24 protein-coding genes, 1 pseudogene and 1 riboswitch are annotated in these 23155 nt (G+C 51.1%); of the genes and pseudogenes, 8 read left to right on the forward strand and 17 right to left on the reverse strand.

Features of this window, described 5'->3' with window-relative positions; translation table 11 throughout:
• Positions 1-93: 93 nt before the first annotated feature.
• The 7 genes and pseudogenes from Dpoa569_RS09055 to Dpoa569_RS19815 all read right to left on the reverse strand — a co-directional run.
• Positions 94-1386: an ABC transporter substrate-binding protein gene (locus Dpoa569_RS09055; protein ID WP_042870709.1), complete on the reverse strand. Its 1293-nt coding sequence runs from the start codon at positions 1384-1386 to the stop codon at positions 94-96.
• A gap of 14 nt (positions 1387-1400) precedes the next feature.
• Entirely contained in the window at positions 1401-2528 is a 1128-nt protein-coding gene (locus Dpoa569_RS09060; protein ID WP_042870707.1) for an ABC transporter ATP-binding protein, read from the reverse strand.
• Positions 2529-2541: 13 nt separating this feature from the next.
• A complete protein-coding gene (locus tag Dpoa569_RS09065; protein ID WP_042870704.1) occupies positions 2542-3444 on the reverse strand; it encodes a carbohydrate ABC transporter permease in 903 nt (300 codons plus the stop codon).
• Positions 3437-4327 carry a carbohydrate ABC transporter permease gene (locus Dpoa569_RS09070; RefSeq protein ID WP_042870703.1) on the reverse strand — a complete coding sequence of 297 codons (891 nt, stop codon included), beginning with the start codon at positions 4325-4327 and terminating at the stop codon, positions 3437-3439. The genes Dpoa569_RS09065 and Dpoa569_RS09070 overlap by 8 nt, the downstream gene beginning before the upstream one ends.
• Before the next feature lie 42 nt (positions 4328-4369).
• Positions 4370-6001: a pectate disaccharide-lyase PelW gene (gene pelW / locus Dpoa569_RS09075; protein ID WP_042870701.1), complete on the reverse strand. Its 1632-nt coding sequence runs from the start codon at positions 5999-6001 to the stop codon at positions 4370-4372.
• Between the two features lie 260 nt (positions 6002-6261).
• Entirely contained in the window at positions 6262-7023 is a 762-nt protein-coding gene (kduD, locus tag Dpoa569_RS09080; RefSeq protein WP_042870699.1) for a 2-dehydro-3-deoxy-D-gluconate 5-dehydrogenase KduD, read from the reverse strand.
• Positions 7024-7155: 132 nt separating this feature from the next.
• A pseudogene (locus tag Dpoa569_RS19815) lies at positions 7156-7373 on the reverse strand (hypothetical protein); the annotation flags it as partial.
• Positions 7374-7806: 433 nt separating this feature from the next.
• On the opposite strand from Dpoa569_RS19815, the gene Dpoa569_RS09090 reads away from it, so the two are divergent.
• Together Dpoa569_RS09090 and Dpoa569_RS09095 are read left to right on the forward strand one after the other, a co-directional pair.
• Complete coding sequence (locus Dpoa569_RS09090; protein WP_042870695.1) at positions 7807-8139, forward strand: cupin domain-containing protein; 333 nt, start codon at positions 7807-7809, stop codon at positions 8137-8139.
• Positions 8140-8383: 244 nt separating this feature from the next.
• Positions 8384-8932: a YniB family protein gene (locus tag Dpoa569_RS09095; RefSeq protein ID WP_042870693.1), complete on the forward strand. Its 549-nt coding sequence runs from the start codon at positions 8384-8386 to the stop codon at positions 8930-8932.
• Positions 8933-8978: 46 nt separating this feature from the next.
• Here the strand turns inward: Dpoa569_RS09095 and Dpoa569_RS09100 are convergent, their stop codons facing one another.
• Positions 8979-9836 (reverse strand): fructosamine kinase family protein, encoded by an 858-nt coding sequence (locus Dpoa569_RS09100; RefSeq protein WP_042870691.1) that lies wholly within the window; start codon positions 9834-9836, stop codon positions 8979-8981.
• A 1036-nt stretch (positions 9837-10872) separates the two neighbouring features.
• On the opposite strand from Dpoa569_RS09100, the gene Dpoa569_RS09105 reads away from it, so the two are divergent.
• From Dpoa569_RS09105 to rlmA, 3 genes are all read left to right on the forward strand, one after another.
• On the forward strand, positions 10873-10989 hold the full coding sequence (locus tag Dpoa569_RS09105; protein ID WP_071604302.1) for a DUF2627 domain-containing protein: 117 nt from the start codon (positions 10873-10875) through the stop codon (positions 10987-10989).
• A gap of 39 nt (positions 10990-11028) precedes the next feature.
• The gene (gene cspE, locus Dpoa569_RS09110; protein WP_012769694.1) at positions 11029-11238 is read left to right on the forward strand and encodes a transcription antiterminator/RNA stability regulator CspE; all 210 of its coding nucleotides are present in this window, start codon (positions 11029-11031) and stop codon (positions 11236-11238) included.
• Between the two features lie 66 nt (positions 11239-11304).
• Positions 11305-12132: a 23S rRNA (guanine(745)-N(1))-methyltransferase gene (gene rlmA / locus Dpoa569_RS09115; protein WP_042870688.1), complete on the forward strand. Its 828-nt coding sequence runs from the start codon at positions 11305-11307 to the stop codon at positions 12130-12132.
• A 45-nt stretch (positions 12133-12177) separates the two neighbouring features.
• Here rlmA and mntP read toward each other — a convergent pair whose 3' ends face one another.
• The 5 genes from mntP to manX form a co-directional block, all read right to left on the reverse strand.
• Positions 12178-12750 (reverse strand): manganese efflux pump MntP, encoded by a 573-nt coding sequence (gene mntP, locus Dpoa569_RS09120; protein ID WP_042870686.1) that lies wholly within the window; start codon positions 12748-12750, stop codon positions 12178-12180.
• A 7-nt stretch (positions 12751-12757) separates the two neighbouring features.
• Positions 12758-12941, reverse strand: a riboswitch (yybP-ykoY riboswitch).
• A 204-nt stretch (positions 12942-13145) separates the two neighbouring features.
• Positions 13146-13604: a DUF986 family protein gene (locus Dpoa569_RS09125; protein ID WP_042870685.1), complete on the reverse strand. Its 459-nt coding sequence runs from the start codon at positions 13602-13604 to the stop codon at positions 13146-13148.
• 108 nt (positions 13605-13712) lie between these two features.
• Positions 13713-14549 (reverse strand): PTS mannose transporter subunit IID, encoded by an 837-nt coding sequence (locus Dpoa569_RS09130; protein ID WP_042870684.1) that lies wholly within the window; start codon positions 14547-14549, stop codon positions 13713-13715.
• Between the two features lie 14 nt (positions 14550-14563).
• Complete coding sequence (locus Dpoa569_RS09135; RefSeq protein WP_042870682.1) at positions 14564-15361, reverse strand: PTS mannose/fructose/sorbose transporter subunit IIC; 798 nt, start codon at positions 15359-15361, stop codon at positions 14564-14566.
• A 68-nt stretch (positions 15362-15429) separates the two neighbouring features.
• Entirely contained in the window at positions 15430-16386 is a 957-nt protein-coding gene (gene manX / locus Dpoa569_RS09140; protein WP_146411258.1) for a PTS mannose transporter subunit IIAB, read from the reverse strand.
• Between the two features lie 158 nt (positions 16387-16544).
• Here manX and Dpoa569_RS09145 point away from each other — a divergent pair, with 158 nt between their 5' ends.
• Entirely contained in the window at positions 16545-16970 is a 426-nt protein-coding gene (locus Dpoa569_RS09145; RefSeq protein WP_042870679.1) for a hypothetical protein, read from the forward strand.
• A gap of 1 nt (position 16971) precedes the next feature.
• A complete protein-coding gene (locus Dpoa569_RS09150; protein ID WP_042870678.1) occupies positions 16972-18525 on the forward strand; it encodes a TerC family protein in 1554 nt (517 codons plus the stop codon).
• Between the two features lie 127 nt (positions 18526-18652).
• Here the strand turns inward: Dpoa569_RS09150 and Dpoa569_RS09155 are convergent, their stop codons facing one another.
• The 3 genes from Dpoa569_RS09155 to pabB form a co-directional block, all read right to left on the reverse strand.
• Positions 18653-20014, reverse strand: a complete 1362-nt coding sequence (locus Dpoa569_RS09155; protein ID WP_042870676.1) for an L-serine ammonia-lyase — start codon at positions 20012-20014, stop codon at positions 18653-18655.
• 243 nt (positions 20015-20257) lie between these two features.
• Complete coding sequence (locus tag Dpoa569_RS09160) at positions 20258-20872, reverse strand: CoA pyrophosphatase (RefSeq protein ID WP_050569447.1); 615 nt, start codon at positions 20870-20872, stop codon at positions 20258-20260.
• A 14-nt stretch (positions 20873-20886) separates the two neighbouring features.
• A complete protein-coding gene (gene pabB / locus Dpoa569_RS09165) occupies positions 20887-22257 on the reverse strand; it encodes an aminodeoxychorismate synthase component 1 (protein WP_042870674.1) in 1371 nt (456 codons plus the stop codon).
• A 153-nt stretch (positions 22258-22410) separates the two neighbouring features.
• Here pabB and Dpoa569_RS09170 point away from each other — a divergent pair, with 153 nt between their 5' ends.
• Positions 22411-22599: a YoaH family protein gene (locus tag Dpoa569_RS09170; RefSeq protein ID WP_042870671.1), complete on the forward strand. Its 189-nt coding sequence runs from the start codon at positions 22411-22413 to the stop codon at positions 22597-22599.
• A 38-nt stretch (positions 22600-22637) separates the two neighbouring features.
• Here Dpoa569_RS09170 and Dpoa569_RS09175 read toward each other — a convergent pair whose 3' ends face one another.
• Positions 22638-22985, reverse strand: coding sequence for a RidA family protein (locus Dpoa569_RS09175; RefSeq protein ID WP_042873919.1), 348 nt, complete (start codon positions 22983-22985; stop codon positions 22638-22640).
• Between the last annotated feature and the right edge of the window lie 170 nt (positions 22986-23155).

A 23155-nucleotide genomic window follows, 5' to 3' on the forward strand; every position in this document is an offset into this window, starting at 1 on the left:
TTGATTCAACAAATTTTTCTTTACTGACTGCGACATGTTTTTAATAAAAAAGCCCCAACGAAGGCGTCGGGGCTTAAAAGAAATAATCAGTAATTATTCTTTCATGGCGCGTTTCAGAATACGCTCAGCCTGGCGTTGGAAATATTTGGCCGTTTCTTCCACCGATTTTTGACCGTAATCGATATACTGAATGGCATCGCCAAACAGGGCGACAATCTGCGGGTCGTCAAAATAAGGCGAGGTTTTGGTGTCATGCGGCAAAGACAAGGCCAGATTCAGGCCCGCTACCGATGGATCGCTATCCTTGATGATGCCGTCGGCGCGTAACTGTGCAACAGCGGCTTTACTCAATGGTACACCACGCTCCAGACCCAGCGCCTGAATGCCTTCCTTGCTGTTCAACAGGTAGTTGATCAGCATGGCGGCTTCTTTCGGGTGCTTGCTGGATTTGCCGATGGACAACATCTGAGCCGGTTTGAAGAACAACCCCGCTTCTTTGGCGCCTGGCAACATCGGGTAAGCGCCCAGTTCCAGTTTGGCAGGTGGTTGCAGGTTGTCTGAATATTTGGTGATAGTGGAGTTCCACATGTAGGTGCCGCCCCAGTCACCGGTAATCCACGGTTTCATTTCATACATGTTGCTCTTGCCGAATGACGCATAGTATTTCGCCGACGGCATAACGTGGGCATCAACCAGCTTTTTGTACATTTCGAAGAATTCTATCCATTGTGCATCGGTATAGGAGAACTTCTTGTTTTTTTCATCCACCGCCGGGATGCCATATTTCTGCACCATGTAAGAGTTCAACAATGCCAGTGAGTCCTGATGTTCCAGTACCAGCGGGTAGAATTGATCGCCCAATTTTTCCTTGAACACTTTGCCGGCGTTCAGCAACTCATCCCAGTTTTTCGGTGCGGATAAGCCGGATTTCTTCCAGGTTTCGGTGTTGTAATAAAATACACGGGCCGTCACGGAGATCGGAATTCCGTTCAGTTTGCCGTCTACCGTGGTGGCTTGCAGTTCTTTCGCATCAAACTGCGACAGATCCAACACGTCTTTCACCTTGTTCAGATCGTAGAAGCCATCACCGGTGCGGGAGAAAATTGGTAACCAGTTCCAGTTGGTTTGCATGATGTCTGGCTCGGTGTTGCCAGCGATCTGGGTAGTCAGGCGCGACAGATGACCATCCCAACCGGTGTATTCTGCTTTTACTTTGATGTCCGGATATTTTTTCTGGAATTCATCAATCGCTTTCAACGTCACCTGGTGGCGGCCATTGCCACCCCACCATGACATGCGTAGATCAACCTGATCAGCGGCGAAAGACTGGTGTGCTATCAGAGCCAGAGAAGAGGCAATCAATGTTCGTAGGATGACTTTTTTCATCGGTTATACTCCTGTTAAAGAGAGATATTTTGTTCTGTTTTTGCATCGAAAATATGGCATTTATCCATATCAAATCTGAAATACACCTGACGATTCAGACCATTGCTAATAATCATCCTCGCTTCGTCTGACGGCATACGGCTGGTCAGTTCAAAACCATCGACCTTGATGTACATAAAGAATTCGTGGCCCATGTTCTCAGCACGCACCAGCTCACCCTGGAAATGACCGCCGTCGAAAGGCGTTTCCGATACCGTGACATATTCCGGACGAACACCGAAGCAGATGTCTTTACCCACGTAGTCGCGTACTTTGTCTTGCCGCGATTGGCTAAGGCTCATGGTATAGTGGCCTACCTGCAACGAGATCTGGCCGTTATCTTCCAGCAATTTGCCCGATTTGATGTTCATTTCCGGCGCACCGATAAAACCGGCGACAAACATATTCTTCGGGAAGTGGTACAGGTTATCCGGCGTATCCACCTGCATGATGTGACCCAGTTTCATGACGCAGATACGGTCGCCCATGGTCATGGCTTCAGTCTGATCGTGCGTCACGTAGACGCTGGTAGCGGGGTGGCCGCTCTTTTTCAATTGCTTATGCAGATCCGAAATACGGATACGCATTGAGGCGCGCAGTTTGGCGTCCAGGTTGGAAAGCGGTTCGTCGAACAGGAAGACATCCGGCTTTTTCACGATGGCGCGACCGACCGCCACACGCTGCGCCTGACCGCCGGACAACTGGCGTGGCAGGCGGTCCATCAACTCTTCCAGTTCCAGAATCTTAGCGGCTTCATTAACCTGTTCGTCGATCTTGTCTTTCGGCATCTTGCTGAGCTTCAGGCCGAAGGCCAGGTTTTCTCGAACCGTCATGTGCGGGTAGAGGGCATAATTCTGGAACACCATGGCAATACCGCGATCTTTCGGCGCCAGATTATTGACTATTTTGTCACCGATGCGAACTTCACCGCCGCTGATGGTTTCCAGCCCAGCCAACATGCGCAAGGTTGTGGATTTCGCACAGCCTGATGGTCCTACAATCACCATGAATTCGCCGTCTTTGATCGTCAGGTTGATACCGTGAACGGCTTTGAAACCGTTGGAGTAGACTTTTTCCAGTTTGTTGAAAATGACTTCAGCCATGATAAATCCTCAATTAACCTTTAATTCCGCTGCTGGTAACGCCCTGAACGAAGTAGCGCTGAGCCATGAAGAAAATGATGATGGACGGCAGAATGGAAATACTCGCCATTGCCAGAATTTCGTTCCATGGTGCGCCTTCTGTCACGTCGATAGACATTTTCAAAGCCAGCGCAATGGGGTATTTGTCCACGCTGTAAACGTAAATCAGTGGGCCGATAAAATCGTTCATTGACCACATAAACTGGAACAGGGCGACCGAAATAATGGCCGGTTTCAGAATCGGCACCACTACGTACCACAGCACCTGCCAGGAGTTGCAACCATCTATCTGCGCGGCTTCTTCCATATCACGCGGTACGCCGCGCAGGAACTGAATCAACATGAACACGAAGAACCCTTGAGTGGCGAACGCAACCGGTACATACAGCGGCAGGTAGCTGTTCAGCATTCCCATTTCACGGAACATGATGTACTGCGGAATCAGCAGCACGGTGCTTGGCAGCAACATGGTGGCTATCAGGGTGGCGAACCAGAAGTTCTTCCACGGAATCTCAAACCGGGCGAAACCGTAAGCCACGATAGTGGAGGAAATCACCGTCAGCACGACCTTCGGGATCACATATTTGAAGGTATTGACCATGTAGTGACCGAAGTTGTATTCGGTGCCGGTTTTCCAGCCGTTGATAAAACCATCCCAGGTGATGTGTGTTGGCCACAGACTCAGCGTGGTGAAGATCTCATGGTTCGGTTTGAACGATGCCGAGAACATCCACGCCAGCGGGTAGAGCATCAGGATGCCGACAGCCAACAAAATGGTGTAACGGATGCCTGCGCTGATTTTTTCACGGCGCAGCGTACGGCGAACTTCTGCCGCTGCGATATCCTGCGCAGACAGTGGAGAATGAATATCAGCCATTTTTTCCTCCTTTATCGGCGGAGTAGAACACCCAGTATTTAGACGATTTGAAGGAGATAGCGGCGAATACGGCTACCACCAGGAACAGCACCCACGCCAGCGCTGCGCCGTACCCCATATCAAAATATTTGAAGGCCGTATCATAGATATAGAGCGAGAACAGATAAGTGTAGTGGGTGGGGCCACCGCCGGTAATGACGTAGGGGGCGGTGAACTCCTGAAACGCCTGTGTCGTTTGCATAATGAAGTTGAAGAAGATAACCGGTGTAATCAGCGGCACGGTCACTTTCAGGAACATCTGCCATTTCGAGGCACCGTCGATCATCGCCGCTTCATACTGGGATTGCGGCACGTTTTGCAGTGCAGCCAGAAAGATCACCATGGCGGAACCAAACTGCCAGACACGCAGCAGGGTTACCGACATCAGCGCCAGTGCCGGCTCGCCGAGCCAGTTAACCGGATCGACGCCAAAAACGCCGATAAAGCTGTTCAACAGACCATCGATGGCGAACAGGGCGCGCCACAACACGGCGATAGCGACGCTGCTGCCGAGAATAGACGGTACGTAATAGGCGGTGCGGAAAAAGCCAATTCCGCGTAACTTGAAATTCAGCACGAATGCGATAAGCAGTGCGAAAATGAGTTTCAGCGGGATAGTTAAGAAGACATAAGCAAAGGTGACGCCCATGGATTTCCAGAAAAGATCGTCCTCCATAAGCATCCGGTGATAATTTTCCAGGCCGGTGAATGTGGGCGGACTCATTAAATCATACTCAGTAAAACTGAGTACAAACGATGAAATAAAGGGAAAGGCGGTGAAAACTATCAACCCTATTATATAGGGCGAGATATAAGCTAACCCCAGCATTCTGTTTTCGTTCATAATGCCTACCTGCGTTAGTAATGATGAATCTGTAAAAGAAAATCAGTGTATTAATTGTTGTGGGTAAATAAATTCTGTGTCGTAAATAACCCGGCTTTCTCCATTAATACGATAGTCACCATGGATATATCCCCCTTGCGTCAGGATGGCGGGGATTTCCGTCCACGTATTTCTGCAGGCGGCGATGAGTGTCAGTAAAATGGCAGGAAAGGGATCGTCAAGTCGTACATAACGATGATGTTCAGAGCGAACGAATAAACCGTGATGGAAATGGCGTTTAAATAAAATTTCCGCCATTTGCCAGGCATATTCTGCCCATTGCGCTGATTGTGTCGCCTGCGCCAGTTCGGTAATTGCCAGCAGCAGAAAAGGAGAGGTGGATTGATGAATGCCTTGTCTTTCCAGGCGGGACAACATGGTGACGATCAGCATGTACAGGTCGTCATCGTCGCTCAGTCGCCAGGCGCGCGCCAGCGGCAGCAAGTAATCGCCTTCCAATGGGAACGGTTTAAGAACGGTACCCGCTTTACCGTAATAACCATCGCGTTTGAAGCGGTAGCCGGTCATGTCCTGGCCGTTATTCCACATTGGACGCAGGCTGTTGCTGTCAACATCGTACGCATATTGGTAGTAATTTTTCAGACCAACGATGACCGATGTCAGGATTTCATCGTCTGGTTGGTGGTGCAGAATATCGAGCATCGCCAGCGGGTTATCGATCAACAGCGGACGCATGTCGCGGAACAGCACGTTAGCCTCACGGGCAATGGCGCCGAATTCCGGACCGAACTGCCGCTGCGCGCGATCACCGAACCAGGATTGGGTTTGGTTATCGTCAGCCGGCACCGGCTGGCGCTGCAATGGCGAACTGAACTGGTAAGCTGGCATACCGGTTTCCGGGTTACGTGCCAGTACATATTGTCGATAAAGATGCTTACCCCAGGCTGCTGCGTGCATATCACCGCTATGGCGAGCATAAGCAAAAGCGGCGTAAATCAGGTCGGTACCTGCATTAACGAAGGTTAGCCCTTTGGTTAACGGCAGTTCTGGCCATGTAGCGGGGTTTACCACATCGTGGCGAGAATGCAGAAATACGTTTGGGTCGCGTTGTTTGGCATAATCGCCGTGACGCCCCAGATCGAGACAGTCCCAGTTTTCTACATGTGCATTCCAGAATCCCTGAATAAAATGACGGATTTTTTTCGGATTAACCTGATAAAGAAAATCGTAATAAGGCAGATGGTGTTTTAATTCATGTACCAATGATTTAGATTCCGGCCCTTCGCTGTCCAGCGTATCGAGATTAATAAACCGGTGACCGCCCCAATAAAAAAGCCCGCTATTTTCATCGACAAAGCGACTCAGAAAATAGTCGCTCTGAGAAAATGCAGACTGGCGATATTTTTCCATTTCTGTGACGGTACTCATGGAAACCAATAGCTTCAGCCAATTTTGCTGACTGGCAAAATTGGAAATGGGAGCGTTATGACCATCAGGAAATTGCCAGACAACGGGCGACCGTGTTTTTATCTCAAATCCATCAGCCAATAGCGGTGTTGGATGGATGGTGCTATGGCCGTATTGCTGAATCTTTTCAATATGGCTGTTAATCGCCACTAGCCACTGGTCGATTTGCCATTTTCTGCTGGTGTTTAAATCAGTAAAAATACTCATGGACTACCTTCTTGTAGAACCTGAGGACACAGTTCTTTATAAATAGAAACATTGTTTTGATTGATTATATTGCTCGGATTATATCTTCGTCATGTGCTCAATAGTGAAAGTGTGATCAAAGTCGGAACGTTGTTTTGAAATTTTTTTATGAAGAATTTGGAAACTATTGCTGGTGGCAAAATTTTTTAACTTTTTGATTTACAAAAAAAGGCACAACTTGGTGTTGTGCCTTTGACCATGAAAAATTTTTTTTGGGAAAATTAACGAGCCAGCCAGCCACCGTCAACGGCGATGGTATAACCATTGATATAATCAGATGCACTGGAGGCCAGAAAGACTGCCGGGCCTTGCAGATCTTGCGGCAGACCCCAACGGCCAGCCGGGATACGATCCAGAATTTCTTTGCTACGGTCTTGATCGGCACGCAACTGCTGGGTGTTATTGGTTGCCATGTAGCCGGGTGCAATAGCGTTGACGTTGATGTTGTGTTGCGCCCATTCATTGGCCATCAGACGGGTAATACCCATGACCGCGCTTTTGGAAGCAGTGTAGGAAGGCACGCGGATACCACCCTGGAAGGACAACATCGAAGCGATATTGATAATTTTACCGCCATGACCTTGCTTGATGAACTGACGGGCAACGGTCTGCGACATGAAGAATACGCTCTTGATGTTCAGGTTCATCACATCGTCCCAGTTTTTCTCGCTGAACTCGATGGCGTCTTCACGACGGATAATACCGGCATTGTTGATCAGAATGTCCACTTTACCTAACTCGGCAACGGCTTTTTCCACCAGCGCCGCATGACCGGAGATATCGCTCATGTCAGCGGTCAGGCTGAGGAAACGACGGCCTGTGGCAGTGACTTTTTCGATGGTTTCTTTCGGTTCAACAATGTTGACGCCGACGATGTCACAGCCGGCTTCAGCCAGACCGACAGCCATACCCTGACCCAGGCCGGTATCGCAACCGGTGATCAGTGCCACTTTGCCTTGTAAATTGAATGAATCTAGAATCATAGCGTTGATCTCTCTGTAAGCGACATAGTTTGTCGTGAGCTTGTTACTGGGGAATACCGGTTATACCCATCACATTTTAGGTTGTGGTTGATTGGCTATTTTCGCTCATCCCCATTACGCCATCGGATTTGCTTACGTGCCGCTCTCCCGCAACATGAAATCTTTCAGGCCAGCCGCCGTTAGTACTGTTTGTTCACTAACCTTGACATTAGCCATGTCTGAGAAAACCTGATTATCGCCAACTATCCCCAGATAAAGGCGTAACCAGTGGTACTTACGCCCGAATGAATCGATCAGCCTGGTGAAATTACCGCCTGCTCGTTCAGTAATCTTATCAATGTGGTTTTGCGTCATGGTGCAGGCGTCTGCATCAAACACGCATCCGATCAGAAACTCGCATCGCAGGCCAGCGGTATCAAGCTGGCGGACGTGATCGCCGTGGAGGCTCCGACGGATTGGCATGGCTGTTCCTCGATTTCAAGTAGAAATCAGGCCATGAACCTGACAGGAAAGCGCCGGGCGGAACAGATAACCTTGCGTGGCAGTGACAACGTCACCTGAGCCTTTTTGCCCGGTTCTTTCGTGTTGTGACGCGATAATAGTGTGGTTGAGATGTGAATTCAATAAAAATGAAATAATGTTTTATTTATTTCTTGAGAGGCATCATGGTTTTGCTTATTTTATGTTTCATCTGATGCTGATGTTACTAGAATAGCGGTATTTATCCTTTGTGCTACCTTGATTATTCAAGGGAGGCACGCCGTACTACTGTAAGGAGAAACCATGAGAAGGTACTTTATTGATGACGAAACGCCGTGGGAAGAGCTGGGTGGCGGCATTAAACGTAAAATCATCACCTGGAGCGATGAGCTGATGATGGTATGCGTTCATTTTGCCAAAGGTGCCATCGGTACACCGCACAAACATGATATCCATGACCAGATAGCCTATGTGGCGTCAGGCAGCTTCGAAGTAGTGATTGAAGGTGAGAAACGTATTCTGAAAACCGGCGATGCCTATATGGCGGTGAAGAATGAAATGCACGGTGTCGTATCGCTGGAAGAAGGCAGTGTATTGATCGACACGTTCTCGCCGAAACGTGCAGATTTCCTCTGATCTCTTCTATTTATAAGGTGCCGGCGATATTGTCGGCGCTTTGCCAAAACTCCTCCTTTTACTTTGCCTTTTATATACTTTGTCTTTTATCCGTCAGACATTGCACGCTGCCACCGGTTCGCGGCTGTGGCTAAAGAAAAGTTGACTCTGTTAAAACCTGAAGTACCCTGCTAACGGGTTTTATGGGTCTACATTTTTTTGCTCACCGTGGCACTGGGCGTGACGTCACGCACAAGGGGAACACATGACGTATCAACAGGCTGGCCTTTTTGCCGTGATTAAGCGTATTACGGGGTGGGTCGTCTTTCTTCCTGCTTTGTTCTCGACCATTATCTCGCTGGCTAATCTCGTTCATGCTTTTACCGAGAAAAAGCCGGGTATTAATGGCGTGATGCAGGACTTCCTGCATCTGGTGGTGGAAGTGCTGCGCTTTAATACCCCGTTTCTGAACATTTTTTGGTACAACTCGCCGGTGCCTGATTTTAGTCGGCTGTTGTCAGCAGCTACCGTCATGTTCTGGCTGATCTACCTGTTGATATTCGTTGGTCTGGCGCTACAGGTGTCAGGCTCCCGTCTGTCTCGTCAGGTTAAGCACATTCGTGAAGGGCTGGAAGATCAGTTGATTCTGGAAAAAGCCAAAGGCGATGAAGGCAAGAGCAGAGAAGAACTGGAATCGCGGGTGGAATTACCTCGTCACACGATTCTGGTGCAATTTTTTCCGCTGTATATCCTGCCGGTTGTCGTTGCTGTGATTGGCTACCTGACGCTGAAGGTCGTGGGTATTCTGGTCTGACGGCTCGCCGGGGCGGTGCCCCGGCATCGGTTTTTCACTCCGCGTATTACAGCAATTGATTTTCTATCGCCTGCTGGGCAGTAACTACGTGCTTGCCGCCAAACAGATTAGCTCTGTTAAGCAGAGAGTAAATTTGGTAAATAGGCTGGCGTTCAATAAAATCCTTTTCCAGCGGCCAGACACTCTGGTAACCGTCATAAATTTGCGGTGGCAATTCGGCGTGTAGCGGTAGCATAGCCAAATCGCATTCCCGGTCGCCCCAGTAGCAGGCCGGGTCGAACAGATAATAGCCGTGATCGGTATTAAGACAATTGTTGGACCACAGATCGCCGTGCAGTAATGACGGCTGGGGCTGGTGGCCGGAGAGTCGTTTTTCCACCTGAGCAATCAGTGTATCGATATCACCAAAATGCAGCCCTTTTTCTGCAGCCAGTTGCAACTGCCAGCCAATACGCTGTTCTGCAAAAAAGCTGGACCAGCGACGCTGCCAGGCATTGGGTTGTGGTGTGGTAGAGAGATCATTGTCGAAATCGAGGCCAAATTGAGGTTGATCGCTCCATTGATGCAGCAGTGCCAGTTGTTGCCCCAGGCACCAGGCATCGTGCGCAGAGGCGGGTTTGGCACGGAGGTATTCCAGCAGCAGGAAACTGTAGTCACGATTGCTGCCGACACCGTAGACTGCCGGTACCTGCACCGTGTTACTGCGCGCCAACAGTTCCAGTTGTTCAGCTTCTGCTCGAAATTTGGTCAGTAGCTCACGGGCATCACACTTAACGAAAACATCATGCTGACCGTAACGCAGATGCCAGGCGGAATGCACTTCACCACCGGGTAATTCCTTCCTCTCCAGAATATCGCCGGGGCCGAGATGTTCTTCCAGCAGTTGCCCAATCGTCTGCCACATAGGTCACCTCCCGTTGATGTTGCCGATATATCATTACGTTAGCGATTTATGCAGTGTAAAAACTGAATCTGGCGCACAGCTCTTGCTGTGCTATATGGCTACCGGAAATGAGAGAAATCAGGCTGCCGCCACAATGGCGGTCAGGTTTGTGCGCTTCCCTCATAAAAATGTGAATCCGCCGGTATGATGTGATTAGACGATGGCGGCAGGGACACAATAACGCGCTCAGTCAGGGTTGTCACGATAGATGTTAAAAAAATGATGCAATCCTGTAGTGTGAGCAACGGCAACGTTGGATTTGACGCAGAGTGGTGGTTTTATTTTGTATGAATGTGTCAGCATTTGATTCAGATTAATTTTGCGTTATGTAAAACACAACAGATAAATGTCATTGGTGTATACGGCGAGAAAGAATATAACTCAGTAGCATTCTTGAATAATCAGGAAATAAGCAGGTAAACCAATCAGGCCAATGTCGGGTATAAACATTTTTTTAGCCGCTAAAAAAGCAGAAATAAATCCACAATAAGGCGAAGAAAAATCATCGGCAAATCATTTTTCTTACGAAAATGTGCTGGGTTTTGAACGGGAATACTTGCTATGTTTCATCATTATTATATGCGTGGATAGTCACGATTAGAAATAGACGATGTGTACTACCTTGTCATAAAAGGCTTTTCTTATTGTTAAAGTACAAAAAAAGAAAACCTTAATCACATTTTTGATAAGCAGTGGCTGGACAGTCAATGCATCCTGTGATTTACGGGTAATATTATTTTGTGATGACAAGTGCGGCTGACAATCAGTCGATCATACTGGCTTGCGTAATTGAAATGCTGTGCACATAATCAAATGGTCGGATGTGCCGCAGAGAATGCGTTGAGGTGTCAATATCCCGCGATATTGTAGAGTGGATATTAATGATACATTAAAAGCGTTAATTTGTGCGACATGTCATGGCTGGCAAAAAATGCCTTGCCAACGATTACATAGTATGTAATAACGCATCTGGGTAAAACGAGGTACAGTTCTGTATATGAATGGCATTTTCAGTAAAGAAGTCTTGAGTACAAACGTTAGCGTTGAATACCACTTCTCTGCCGATCCTTATTTTAGTGCCTCAAGCAGTAACGACTTTGGTTTTTCTGTATAACGCCTCAGTGCGGTTTAAACTATTAAAGGAAACTTTGAAATGGCAAAGATTAAAGGTCAGGTTAAGTGGTTCAACGAGTCTAAAGGCTTCGGTTTCATTACTCCTGCTGATGGCAGCAAAGACGTGTTCGTACACTTCTCTGCAATTCAGGGCAACGGCTTTAAAACATTAGCTGAAGGCCAGAATGTTGAGTTTGAAATTCAGGATGGCCAGAAAGGTCCTTCTGCAGTGAATGTTGTTGCACTGTAATTTTCAGCTCATGCCATAAAACCCGCCTTGTGCGGGTTTTTTGTTTTTCTCATCATCAAGAATGCTATGCAAAAATCTTCGGTACCGTATCAATGCCCCTTATGTCATCAGCCCTTGAATGCCGAATCTGGTCGTTGGTCCTGTGGACGACACCACTTTGATTGCGCGCGGGAAGGGTACGTCAATTTGTTGCCGGTGCAGTTCAAGCGCTCCAGACAACCGGGGGACAGCGCTGAAATGATGCAGGCTCGCAGGGCGTTTCTTGATAATGGACACTATCAGCCGTTGCGGGATAGGGTTGCGGAGCAACTGGCGGCCAGCTTGAGCGGACAACCGGGGGCGCTACTGGATATCGGATGTGGTGAAGGGTATTACACGGCTGCGCTGGCGGACAAACTAGCCCCACAGGGAATGCCGGTTTATGGGTTGGATGTATCCAGAGCGGCGATACAGCGAGCGGCGAAACGTTATGCTCAGGTGATGTTTTGTGTGGCGTCCAGTCAACGGTTGCCTTTTCAGAACTGTTCTCTGGCTGCGGTATTGAAAATCTATGCGCCCTGTAATGGTGACGAGCTTGCGCGGGTTATTCAGCCAGGGGGAGGGCTGATGACAGTGTCTCCAGGGCCGAATCATTTACTGTCGCTCAAGGCGCGGGTGTATCAGGAAGTCAGGCCACACCCTGACGTAGACGAGGTGTTTCCGGGGTTTGTATTAGAAACGGTGGAGCGGTTGCAGTATCAGATGTCGATGTCGGGAAGCGATGCCGCCAGTCTGCTACAGATGACGCCGTTTGCATGGCGTGCGACGCCGGAAGTGCGTGACGGGTTGATGGCAGAATCGCAGTTTGATTGTGAAACCGATTTTCTGATTCGTTTTCATCGGCGCGAAGGCTGATCAACAACGGGCAGCTACGCTTACGCTGCCTGTTGTGAATATTGGTCAGGCCAGGCCGAGCAAGTGGTCGTAAAGAATGTTGCAACCGATGCCTATTAGCACCACACCACCCAAAATTTCGGCTCGTTTGCCGAGGATGGGGCCAACATAACGGCCAATCATCATGCCAAGCGTTACCATAATCATGGTGGCGCAGCCGATGGCCATGGCAGTGTGAAAGATATTTACCTGTAGGAACGCTAAACCGACACCAATAGCCATGGCATCAAGACTGGTGGCAACCGCCGTGCAGACCAGAATAAACAAGCTGTGTTTGGATATTTTTTCACAGTTACAGCTGTCTTCGCCTTTTATCCCTTGGATAATCATGCGGCCGCCTAAAATCAACAGTAGACTGAAGGCGACCCAGTGGTCCCAGGCAAGAATAAAACGGCTGGCATAAAACCCCAGCGCCCAGCCGATTAATGGCGTTAATGCTTCAATTACACCGAAGATCAAACCGGTTCGAATCGCTTCACGAAAGCGAGGATTATGCAGGGCGGCACCTTTACCGATAGACGCAGCAAACGCGTCCATAGACATGCCAAAAGCAAGGATGAGAGTAGCGGATAAATTCATATCTAATAGCCTCGGCTGGGCAGTTCTCCATATCCACGCAACCCACCCCCAACCAGACGACGGATCACGTGTCTATGGTCTCGCTTGCCAACCTGGCCGCCCGCACCACGTTCAGTGAAGAACGAGTATGTTGATACGGGCATTCCTGAATGTAAGACATCAGGAATCAGCTACTCCCCAAGGACGGCGCAACAATATCATATTATTCCTGCAGTAAACAACAATAAATAATATAGGTCTTCCAGTGAAATTGATAATTATTTTCATCTGCCGTAAATGGGAAACAGTTGACGAAAATTAAGCCAATAAGCGTGTGGTCAAAATAACAGCACATTTTATTTACGAAATCCGAATTGTTAAATTATTATTTATCCATAAAATAGATTTTCTCTATATTACTGATTTTCAATCATGAAATTATATATTCTCTCCAAATCATCCAATTCATTGACGGCAATAAATAGCTGTCTTTTTTCAAGTTCTATCACCAAAATAGCGTCTTCCGACAAATTCATGCTTTTAATACGGTGATAAGGAATATAGGTGTTGGCATAAAAGAATCCCTGATCTTTGAAGAGTAATTTGGGATAGCGAATCATGGTCAGATATATCGCCATCAGTATTAGTGAAAAAAGCAGCAGTGTGGTGAAAGATGAGCCATGAGTAATGACGTTTTTGTAGACGAGTATGATTACCAGTACGATGAAGATCAGTGCATCCAGACGGTGTTTGCGCCGTAATGGCACCTTAAGTCGGGTTTGTCCGTGCTGATGCTCCATGATGAATTCATCGTAAATGGCGTACAACAGGGTCAATGCAATGGATACCATCAGAACGACATCGGTGAAAGTCATAGGCAACTCCGGTGGTAGCTGAATACAAGATCAAAAAGCGGGTTAGGGTGATGAAATGCCGTGCATCAAACGGAATGGAGAATGGCCGGGTTGCCCCGGCCAGTAACGTTATAGCCCCAGCAGCCCAACCCAGTAGCCGATGATGCCAATAACGAAAAAGCCGACGATAAGCCACAGCGCATTAACTTTGCGTCGCAACAGCCACATACAGCCAAACGTCAACAACAGCGGCACCAGGCCAGGCATTAACTGGTCAAGGATAGACTGCACGGTGGTGACGGTGGTATGTCCGTCCTGTCCGGTTACGCGTGATACCACCAATGGGATGTTAACGTGAGTCCATTTGTTGACCAGCGCACCCATCACGAATAACCCCAGAATTGAGGCTCCTTCTGTCATTTTTTGCAGCAGGCCGCCGCCCATGTCGCTTACGATATCCGCGCCTTTGCGGTAGCCATAGGCAACACCGTAATAACGCACCAGCAAGCGCACCAGATTAAACAGGACGAAAAACAAAATTGGCCCAAGCAGGCTGCCACTCATGGCGATGCCAGCGCCGAGCGCGGCGAAGACCGGGCGCGCGGTGCCCCAGAATATCGGGTCGCCAACGCCTGCCAGCGGTCCCATCAGCCCGACTTTCAGGCCGTTGATCGCCCCGTCATCTATCGGTGCGCCGTTGGCGCGCTGTTCTTCCATCGCCATGGTTACGCCCAGAACGGGGGCGGCGACAAACGGCTGTGTATTAAAAAACTCCAGATGGCGTTTAATCGCCTGCTTGCGCTGTTCCGAATTTTCCGGGTAAAGGCGACGGATCACCGGCACCATGGAAAAACAGAATCCCAGAGCCTGCATTCGTTCGAAATTCCACGATCCCTGGAACAGGTTTGAGCGCAGGAACACCGCGCGAATATCGCTGGGAGTGAGTTTCTTTGTGGTATCCACCATTTCTTGCTCTCCTGTTAATCCAGTTCGTTATCAAGATCGTTGTGCGACGATGCGGCAGCCATGCCTTGGGCCTTGTTGTATTTGGGGTTGAGCTGGATATACAGCACCGCCATTACAACACCAATGACGCCCAGCGCCACCAGATTGAAATTCGTGAAGGCGGCGGTGACAAAGCCCAAATAGAAGAATGGCATCAGGTAACCGGCACGCATCATGTTGATGACCATCGCGTAACCGACGACCACAATCATGCCGCCGGCGATATTCAGCCCAGTGGTGACCACTTCGGGGATGGAAGCGAGCAGGCCGTGTACCGCTTCAGTTCCGACTGAAATGGCAACAATCACTGCCGGAATGGCGATGCGCATGGCTTGCAACAACAGCGCGGAAACGTGAATCCAACTGATGGCGGACAGGCTGCCGCGGTCAGCTGCACTGTCGGCGGCATGTTGGAAAGCGACGGTGATGGTGCGCACAATAATGGTCAATACCTGACCTGCGGCGGCCAGCGGGATAGCCAGCGCGATCCCGGCTCCGACGCTTTGCCCACCGGCGATAACCAGAATGGTGGAGATAATGGAAGCCAGCGCTGCATCGGGCGCAACCGCCGCCCCGATATTCATCCAGCCTAGTGCGATCATTTCCAGCGTACCGCCGATAATGATCCCGGTTTTAAGGTCGCCCAGCACCAGTCCGATGAGGGTACAGGCCACCAGGGGCCGGTGAAACTGGAATTCGTCAAGAATGGAGCCCATACCTGAAATACAGGCCACGATAAATATCAGCACGATTTGAAACGTGGTGATCTCCATGGTACTTCTCCTGTAAGAATAGTGATCCGAAAAATAACGTCATTGCGCGATCCGCGGTGGCGGATGAACTAACGCGCTACCTTGGTGATCAAATCCATCATATTGAGCTTGGTATCGGTCGATACTTTGCGGACTTCCAGCTCAATACCGCGCTCGTGGAGCTTGTTGAACGCCTCAATATCCTTGTCGTCAATCGAGACGGCGTTATTGACCTGGGTTTTGCCCTGATGGTAAGCCATGCCGCCGATGTTGACCGACGTGATCCTGACGCCGTTTTCTACCAGTCGCAGCACATCGGTTGGGTTGGTAAACAGCAGCATGACGCGGTCAGAGGCGTATTTGGGGTTATCGTAAACCCTGACGGCTTTAGCAACATCGACCACATGTGCCGAGACGCCGGGCGGGGCGACCTGCGTCAGCAGGGTTTTTCGCACGTTGTCCGCCGCCACCTCGTCACTGACCACAATGATGCGGCTGACGTTGGTTTCCTTGGTCCAGCGGGTGGCGACCTGCCCATGAATCAGCCGATCATCGATGCGCGCCAGTCCGATTTTCATGTGCTCGCCAGCGCCTTGCCGCGCAGTCGGTTTGGCGCTGACAGGGGAGGGATGAGGCGCTTTTTCCGGGTCGGGTGCTTTCAACGCTTTGACGCCAGCGCGACCGGCTTCGACGGCAATCGCAACCAACTCGTCGAATCCAGGGTTGTCATCGCGTGCCATAAAGGTTTCAGCCAGCATCGGAATATTGACCCCGGCAACCACTTCGTGATTTTTCTTGTCATTCACCAGACGGCTGGCGGCGTTAAACGGGCTGCCTCCCCAGGTGTCCACCAGAAAAAGCACACCTTGCGAGGTGTCCAGCTCGGCCAGTTTCGCCTGATATTTTTCCATCAGGATCTCGGTGTTTTCACCGGGAACAAAATCAATCCAGCCAACGTTACTCTGTTCACCAAGAATCATTTCAGCTGTATTTAACAGCGGACCGGCAGTGGCGCCGTGAGTGCATAGCATGATGGCAATACTCACTTGCTCCCTCCTTTCATGAATCACTGTTTTCGTTGAGAGTGAAATCTATCTGAGAATCTGGATAAATCGGTCATGTTTATCTGCGAACGATATTCAGTATGGTCGTAATACTGTTTCTTGCCCGATATATGGGTCGAAAAGCACCGGAGGCACCCATCATGCTGGGTTATGAATCGATTCAGGCCAGCCTGATATCAGCAGGATTTATTTTAGGGGTCGAAGGAATAAATTATGTGATACCGGTCGATAATCGGCGGTGCGATACCCTAAGACATGTCTGTATCATCAGCGATACCACCCATTTCGCGGGGGGATGCGGAGTAATAAAGAAAATCGTTGTGGAAAATGGCATTAACTCTGTTAAAGTTATTCTCCCTTTAATTACAGAGGAGTTACGGGCAAGCGCCCTTCCTATGGACTGTCACCGACGATTCATTCTTTATACTCCGCCGCAAGCCGGTGGTGTTTTTCATATCATGGGCCATTCGGGCCACATTCAGCCTGGTACTGACATCTCCTTTTTATTTTCACTGCACAATGCTATGGCATTGATGTCATTTGCTCGTTCATTTTCTGGAGTCTGACATGGAATTTCTGCTGGATCCCTCAATCTGGGCAGGCTTACTGACGTTGGTAGTGCTTGAGATTGTTTTGGGTATCGACAACCTGGTGTTCATTGCGATTCTGGCGGACAAACTACCGGCCAGGCAGCGTGACAAAGCGCGCATCATCGGCCTGTCGCTGGCCTTGCTGATGCGGCTTGGCCTGTTATCGCTGATTTCCTGGATGGTGACGTTAACGCAACCGCTGTTTCATATCGGGCAGTTCAGCTTTTCCGGTCGAGATTTGATCTTGCTGGCTGGAGGGGTGTTCTTGCTGTTCAAAGCCACGATGGAACTGCATGAGCGGTTGGAAAACCGGCCACATGACGCTAATGCCAACCGCACACAGGCCAGCTTCTGGGCCGTGGTGGTACAGATTGTTATTCTGGATGCGGTATTCTCACTCGATGCCGTGATTACTGCCGTGGGCATGGTAAACCACCTGGGCGTGATGATGACCGCCGTGGTGATCGCCATGGGTATGATGTTACTGGCATCTAAGCCATTAACCCGCTTTGTCAACGCTCATCAGACGGTAGTCGTGCTGTGTCTTAGCTTCCTGCTGATGATCGGGTTGAGTCTGGTGGCGGAAGGATTTGGCTTCCATATCCCGAAAGGTTACCTGTATGCGGCAATTGGCTTCTCGATTGTGATCGAGCTGTTCAATCAAATTGCCCGGCATAACTTCGTTAAACATCAGTCGCACTTGCCGATGCGTGAGCGCACCGCCGAAGCGATCCTGCGCCTGATGGGGTCACGAAAAACCACACATGACGACCATGAGGAGCAACCGCAACAGCAACCGGAAGAAACGTTTGCTGAAGAGGAACGCTATATGATAAGCGGCGTGCTGACGTTGGCTTCCCGCTCCCTGCGTAGTGTTATGACGCCGCGTACCGATATTTCTTGGGTAGATAGTGAACGCTCGGTGGACGATATCCGTCTGCAACTGCTGGATACCCCGCACAGCCTGTTCCCGGTATGCCGCGGCTCGCTGGATGAACTGGTCGGCGTGGTGCGTGCTAAAGACCTGCTGGTGGCGTTGGATGAACACACCGATGTGGAGCAGTTTGCTGCCGCTAACCCGCCGATTGTGGTGCCGGAAACGCTGGATGTCATCAACCTGTTGCCGGTGTTGCGTCGTGCGAAAGGCAGTCTGGTGATGGTAACCAACGAGTTTGGTGTAGTGCAGGGGCTGGTAACACCGTTGGATGTTCTGGAAGCGATTGCTGGTGAGTTTCCAGATGAAGATGAAACGCTGGATATTATCGAAGATGGTGATGGTTGGCTGGTGCGAGGCGGCACCGATCTGCATTCGTTGCAGCAGGTGCTCAATGTGCAGGATCTGGTCGATCCCAAAGAGGATTATACTTCGCTGGCGGGCCTGCTGCTGGCACACAGCGATGAATTCCCCAAAGTAGGGGACTCGCTGGAGTTGCACCGGTTACGTTTCCTGATTGTGGAAGTGACGGACTATCGTATTGAGCTGGTTCGCGTGGTCCGTATTCCGCCAGCGACCACAGAACACAACCTGTAATGTTATACCTTGCCCGCCATAGCTGGCGGGCTTGGTGATAAGAGGTTGATGGAATGTCTTTACCATCACCTCACAGGAAGGCCGACTTTACCTTTTAACCGTGAACTGCATGTGGTCATGAACTGCATTAGTCGCACTGCACTTTGATGGCCAAACCGCCGCGGGACGTTTCGCGGTATTTGGCGTTCATGTCTTTCCCGGTTTCGTACATGGTTTCAATCACCTTGTCGAGCGATACGCGGGCTTCGGTGGTACGGCGCACCGCCATGCGGGTGGCGTTGATGGCTTTAACCGCCGCGATGGCGTTACGCTCGATACAAGGCACCTGCACCTGACCGGCTACCGGGTCACAGGTCAGGCCCAGATTATGCTCCATGCCGATCTCGGCGGCCACGCACACTTGCTCCGGGCTGGCACCCAGCAATTCGGCCAGACCAGCCGCTGCCATTGAACAGGCTACGCCCACTTCGCCCTGACAACCGACTTCCGCCCCGGAAATGGAGGCGTTCATCTTATATAGCGACCCAATCGCCCCTGCCGCCATGAAATAACGCAGGTAGATGCCAGGGCCAACCGGTTCGATGAAATGATCGTAATAGGCCAGCACTGCTGGCACGATGCCGCACGCGCCGTTAGTCGGCGCGGTCACAACCCGGCCACCGGCAGCGTTTTCTTCATTAACCGCCAGCGCGAACATATTGACCCAGTCTACGACGTTCATCGGGTCGTTGGACAGTTTGTCCGAAGATACCAGCATACGGCGCAGGGCGGCGGCGCGGCGCGGCACACGCAGCGGACCGGGCAGCACGCCCTCGGTATTCATACCGCGATCCATACAGGTGCGCATGGTCTGCCAGACGGCGGCGAAATAGTCTTCGATCTCCTGGCGGCTATGCAGCGCCAGTTCGTTGCGCATCATCATACCGGAGATCGACAGGCCGCTTTGTTTACAGTGTTCCAGAATTTCCCGCGCGGAACGGTAAGGATGCGGTACGGTGAAACTGGATTCCTGAGACTGACCAAAATGTGCTTCATCAACGATAAACCCGCCGCCGATGGAGTAATAGGTTTGGCGAAATAACGCAAGATCACCGGTAAAAGCGGTCAGCGTCATGCCATTTTCGTGCAGCGGTAGGTTCTCGCCGCGGAAAATCATGCCACCTTCGCGGGGAAAAGTAACGTCATGTGAGCCTGCCAGCGATAAGCGTTCGGTTTGTTCCACGTCGCGGATAAACGTTGGGATGGCATCGATATCTACCGTATCGGGCTGGTTGCCCGCCAGCCCAAGGATAATTGCGATATCGGTATGGTGGCCTTTGCCGGTCAGCGCCAAAGAGCCGTAGACCTCCACGCTCACCCGATCCGTGCGGGATAACAGATCACGCTGCTGTAGTTCATCGACAAATTGCTTACCGGCTTTCATCGGTCCGACCGTATGAGAGCTGGAGGGACCAATGCCGATTTTGAACATGTCGAATACGCTTATCACGCTGAAACTCCTTTCAGGGCGCTGCCTGTCGTATATTAGGGGTCGGATGAGCATTGCGCTTCAAACCGCGTCTACCCGGCGTTATCGCCGATGATATCACCCACTACAGAATAAAACTCGATAGATCGCGCTATTGTAGTGGACACTATGCTGTCGTATCGGGATTTTCACATGAAATAAAGTTATGTTATGCCAAAAAATAACTTATGGCGGATACCGTGTCTGGCACGGCGATTACACCGGTTACGGTATTGCTACGTGCAATGCCAACTGACGAATGATGGCAGCGGTCAGCCCCCAGACAAATTGCTGCTGATACCAGGAAAGATAGACGCGATGACGCTGGCGGCGACGCTCAATATCCAGCGAATGGTAGCGCTGTAGGGCGAAGGCGTCCCGCAGCGGCATTTCAAACAGTTCCGCGACTTCGTCGGCGTTGGGGTGAAAAGGTGTGTTCTCCGGCAGCAGGCCGACCACCGGGGTGACCTGATAACCGCTGGTGCTGTCGAAAGCCGGTAACGTTCCCAGGATCTGGACCGATGCCGGAGGGATCGCCACTTCTTCTTGTGCCTCGCGTAATGCGGTGGCGATAAGCGACTGATCCTCAGGGTCAGCCGCACCGCCGGGGAAGGCCACCTGGCCGGCATGTTTACGCAAACGCAATGAACGACGAGTCAACAGCAGGCAAGGGTCGGGGCGGCGAATAATCGGCACCAGTACCGCGGCCCGCCGATGGTGGTGCGTGGCGGGCAGGGTGGGTGCGGTCTGCAACTGAAAGCGGGTAATAAACGCATCCAGATCATAAGGGGGTGATGGGTTAATGGGAGTCAGGAGAGGCAACAGCGTAGTGTCAGTCATGTTGTCAGCTCTGTTTAATCCGTGGTCGATAAGGTTAATAACGGCAAAATACGGCCCAACTTGTCGAACGTTTCCTGATATTCCGCCTGTTCTTCGCTATCGGCCACAATTCCGCCGCCAGCCCAGCAGGAAAGCGTGCCATTGGCGGCAATCAGCGTACGAATGGTGATATTGGTGTCCATGGTGCCGCAGACGCTGAGATAGCCGATGCTGCCGCAATACGCGTTGCGGCGATGCGGTTCCAGTTCTTCGATGATCTCCATCGCCCGCACTTTGGGCGCACCGGTGATAGAGCCGCCAGGGAAGCAGGCGCGCAGCAGGTCTGTAGCGTGTTGCTGCGCGGGTAATTGCGCTTCAATAGTGCTGACCAGATGGTGCACCGCCGGGAATGGCTCCACCACAAACAGTTCAGGAACACACACGCTGCCCGGCACCGCGACTCGACCTATATCGTTACGCAGCAGGTCAACAATCATCAGGTTTTCGGCGCGATCTTTTTCGGAATTAGCCAACTGCTGTGCCTGATGCGCATCCGCGTCAGCATCCGGCAGTCGTGGTAGCGTGCCTTTGATCGGCCTTGTCTGAATGTGGTCATCGTGCAGCCACAGGAAACGTTCCGGCGAAATACTGAGCACCGCGCTGCTCGGCAAGCGCAGAAACGCGGAAAACGGCGCCCGGTTGCCGGCGGAAAGCGTCAGGAACGCTTGCCATTCATCGCCCTGATAACCAGCCTGAAAGCGTTGGGCCAGATTGACCTGATAGCAGTCGCCGGCGTGGAGATATTCCCGAATACGGCGGAATTTTTCGCCGTATTGCGCACGGCTCATGTTGGCCTGCCAGTCGCTGGTCAGGCAAAATACGCCCGGATCGGCGGGGGACAAGCCGTCCAGCCATGACAGCCTGGCATCGATGTCTCTGTGGGCAATCAGGGTCAGGCGCTGTTGCTGATGGTCGGCAATCAACGCCCAGTCGTAAATACCCACCGCCATGTCGGGCTGGTCGATATCGCGGTCTGCGGTAGAAGGCAGTTGTTCCACCCGCCGCCCCAGATCGTAACCGAACAGCCCCAGCGCGCCTCCCTGAAACGGGTAATCCGGGTGTGGCGGCACATCCAGTGCCAGCGCATCGATCTGCTGCTGCAGCAACAGGAACGGATCTTCTGTGGATGTCTGTTGGGTATCGCCTTGTTGGATAGTGGTCAGCTCGCCAATGGTTTGCAAGGTCAGACGTGGTTCCGCCACCAGAATGTCAAACCGGTTATGAGGATGATCGGCAAACCCGGAATGGAGCAACATCGCCCAGGGCTGGTGCGACAGGGCGCTAAAAAGGCGTAACAGCGCATCCGGTTGATACGGTAGTGCGTGATAGACTATTGGTGTCGGCATAGCGATATTGGCATGGTTTCTCGGTGGTGTTGATACCGGCAGCCGTACGCTGAACCGGCGTTATGCATAGCAATAGCGTCTGTGCAAGCGTATCACAAACCGTGGCGGTTCGCGGGCGTAGTCGGCATAAAAAAGGTTTTTAGGAGAAGAATGATGTTTGCAGGTATCCCGGCGCTGACTCATGAGCAGCAGCAACAAGCGGTGGAAAGAATACAACACCTGATGGCGGAAGGTATGAGCAGTGGCGAGGCTATCGCACAGGTGGCGGAAGAACTGCGCCACAATCATCAGGGTGCACGGGTGGTGGCGCGTTTTGACGATGACGATGCTACGCAAGAATAATCGCTTTCGGGCGGCGCGAACATCGCCGCCCGTGCGTGTTACTCCACGGCAGCGATTGCCTTGATTTCCACTTTGAATTTCGGGTTCATCAGTCTGGCTTCCACGGTGCAGCGTACCGGCGCGCTGCCGGCCACTACCCAGGCATCCCAGGCGGCGTTCATGGCAGCGAAGTCGGCTTTGTCAGCCAGAAAAATGGTCACGTCCAACAGACGGCTTTTATCGGTGCCCGCCTGTTGCAGGATGGCATCCAGCGATGCCAGTGCGTTTTCGGTCTGGGCCTGGGCATCGTCATCCAGATTTTCCGGCACACTGGTGTAGTACAGCGTGTTGTTGTAGATAACCGCGTCGGACCAGCGTGCGTCGGGATTGATACGGGTAATGGACATGAAATCAGGCTCCTCGTGGCAGTCTGCGCCTGTCAGCGAAGGCGCTAAAACCGCAGAGACTAGCACAGTTCCTTTAAACAGTTGATCCCCTGATTGGAATAACAGAAACGAGCCGAAGTGGTGTCGTACGCGCAGGCTTGGCATAATCAGCCACCTTAATTCCGGCTGAA

This window comes from Dickeya poaceiphila, from assembly GCF_007858975.2.
GTDB classification, from domain to species: domain Bacteria; phylum Pseudomonadota; class Gammaproteobacteria; order Enterobacterales; family Enterobacteriaceae; genus Dickeya; species Dickeya poaceiphila.

Coding starts and splice junctions, on each gene's coding strand:
- Dpoa569_RS09055 (WP_042870709.1), bottom strand. CDS start 1,386: ATGAAAAAAGTCATCCTACGAACATTGATTGCCTCTTCTCTGGCTCTG.
- Dpoa569_RS09060 (WP_042870707.1), bottom strand. CDS start 2,528: ATGGCTGAAGTCATTTTCAACAAACTGGAAAAAGTCTACTCCAACGGT.
- Dpoa569_RS09065 (WP_042870704.1), bottom strand. CDS start 3,444: ATGGCTGATATTCATTCTCCACTGTCTGCGCAGGATATCGCAGCGGCA.
- Dpoa569_RS09070 (WP_042870703.1), bottom strand. CDS start 4,327: ATGAACGAAAACAGAATGCTGGGGTTAGCTTATATCTCGCCCTATATA.
- pelW (WP_042870701.1), bottom strand. CDS start 6,001: ATGAGTATTTTTACTGATTTAAACACCAGCAGAAAATGGCAAATCGAC.
- kduD (WP_042870699.1), bottom strand. CDS start 7,023: ATGATTCTAGATTCATTCAATTTACAAGGCAAAGTGGCACTGATCACC.
- Dpoa569_RS09090 (WP_042870695.1), top strand. CDS start 7,807: ATGAGAAGGTACTTTATTGATGACGAAACGCCGTGGGAAGAGCTGGGT.
- Dpoa569_RS09095 (WP_042870693.1), top strand. CDS start 8,384: ATGACGTATCAACAGGCTGGCCTTTTTGCCGTGATTAAGCGTATTACG.
- Dpoa569_RS09100 (WP_042870691.1), bottom strand. CDS start 9,836: ATGTGGCAGACGATTGGGCAACTGCTGGAAGAACATCTCGGCCCCGGC.
- Dpoa569_RS09105 (WP_071604302.1), top strand. CDS start 10,873: ATGAATGGCATTTTCAGTAAAGAAGTCTTGAGTACAAACGTTAGCGTT.
- cspE (WP_012769694.1), top strand. CDS start 11,029: ATGGCAAAGATTAAAGGTCAGGTTAAGTGGTTCAACGAGTCTAAAGGC.
- rlmA (WP_042870688.1), top strand. CDS start 11,305: ATGCAAAAATCTTCGGTACCGTATCAATGCCCCTTATGTCATCAGCCC.
- mntP (WP_042870686.1), bottom strand. CDS start 12,750: ATGAATTTATCCGCTACTCTCATCCTTGCTTTTGGCATGTCTATGGAC.
- Dpoa569_RS09125 (WP_042870685.1), bottom strand. CDS start 13,604: ATGACTTTCACCGATGTCGTTCTGATGGTATCCATTGCATTGACCCTG.
- Dpoa569_RS09130 (WP_042870684.1), bottom strand. CDS start 14,549: ATGGTGGATACCACAAAGAAACTCACTCCCAGCGATATTCGCGCGGTG.
- Dpoa569_RS09135 (WP_042870682.1), bottom strand. CDS start 15,361: ATGGAGATCACCACGTTTCAAATCGTGCTGATATTTATCGTGGCCTGT.
- Dpoa569_RS09145 (WP_042870679.1), top strand. CDS start 16,545: ATGCTGGGTTATGAATCGATTCAGGCCAGCCTGATATCAGCAGGATTT.
- Dpoa569_RS09150 (WP_042870678.1), top strand. CDS start 16,972: ATGGAATTTCTGCTGGATCCCTCAATCTGGGCAGGCTTACTGACGTTG.
- Dpoa569_RS09160 (WP_050569447.1), bottom strand. CDS start 20,872: ATGACTGACACTACGCTGTTGCCTCTCCTGACTCCCATTAACCCATCA.
- pabB (WP_042870674.1), bottom strand. CDS start 22,257: ATGCCGACACCAATAGTCTATCACGCACTACCGTATCAACCGGATGCG.
- Dpoa569_RS09170 (WP_042870671.1), top strand. CDS start 22,411: ATGTTTGCAGGTATCCCGGCGCTGACTCATGAGCAGCAGCAACAAGCG.
- Dpoa569_RS09175 (WP_042873919.1), bottom strand. CDS start 22,985: ATGTCCATTACCCGTATCAATCCCGACGCACGCTGGTCCGACGCGGTT.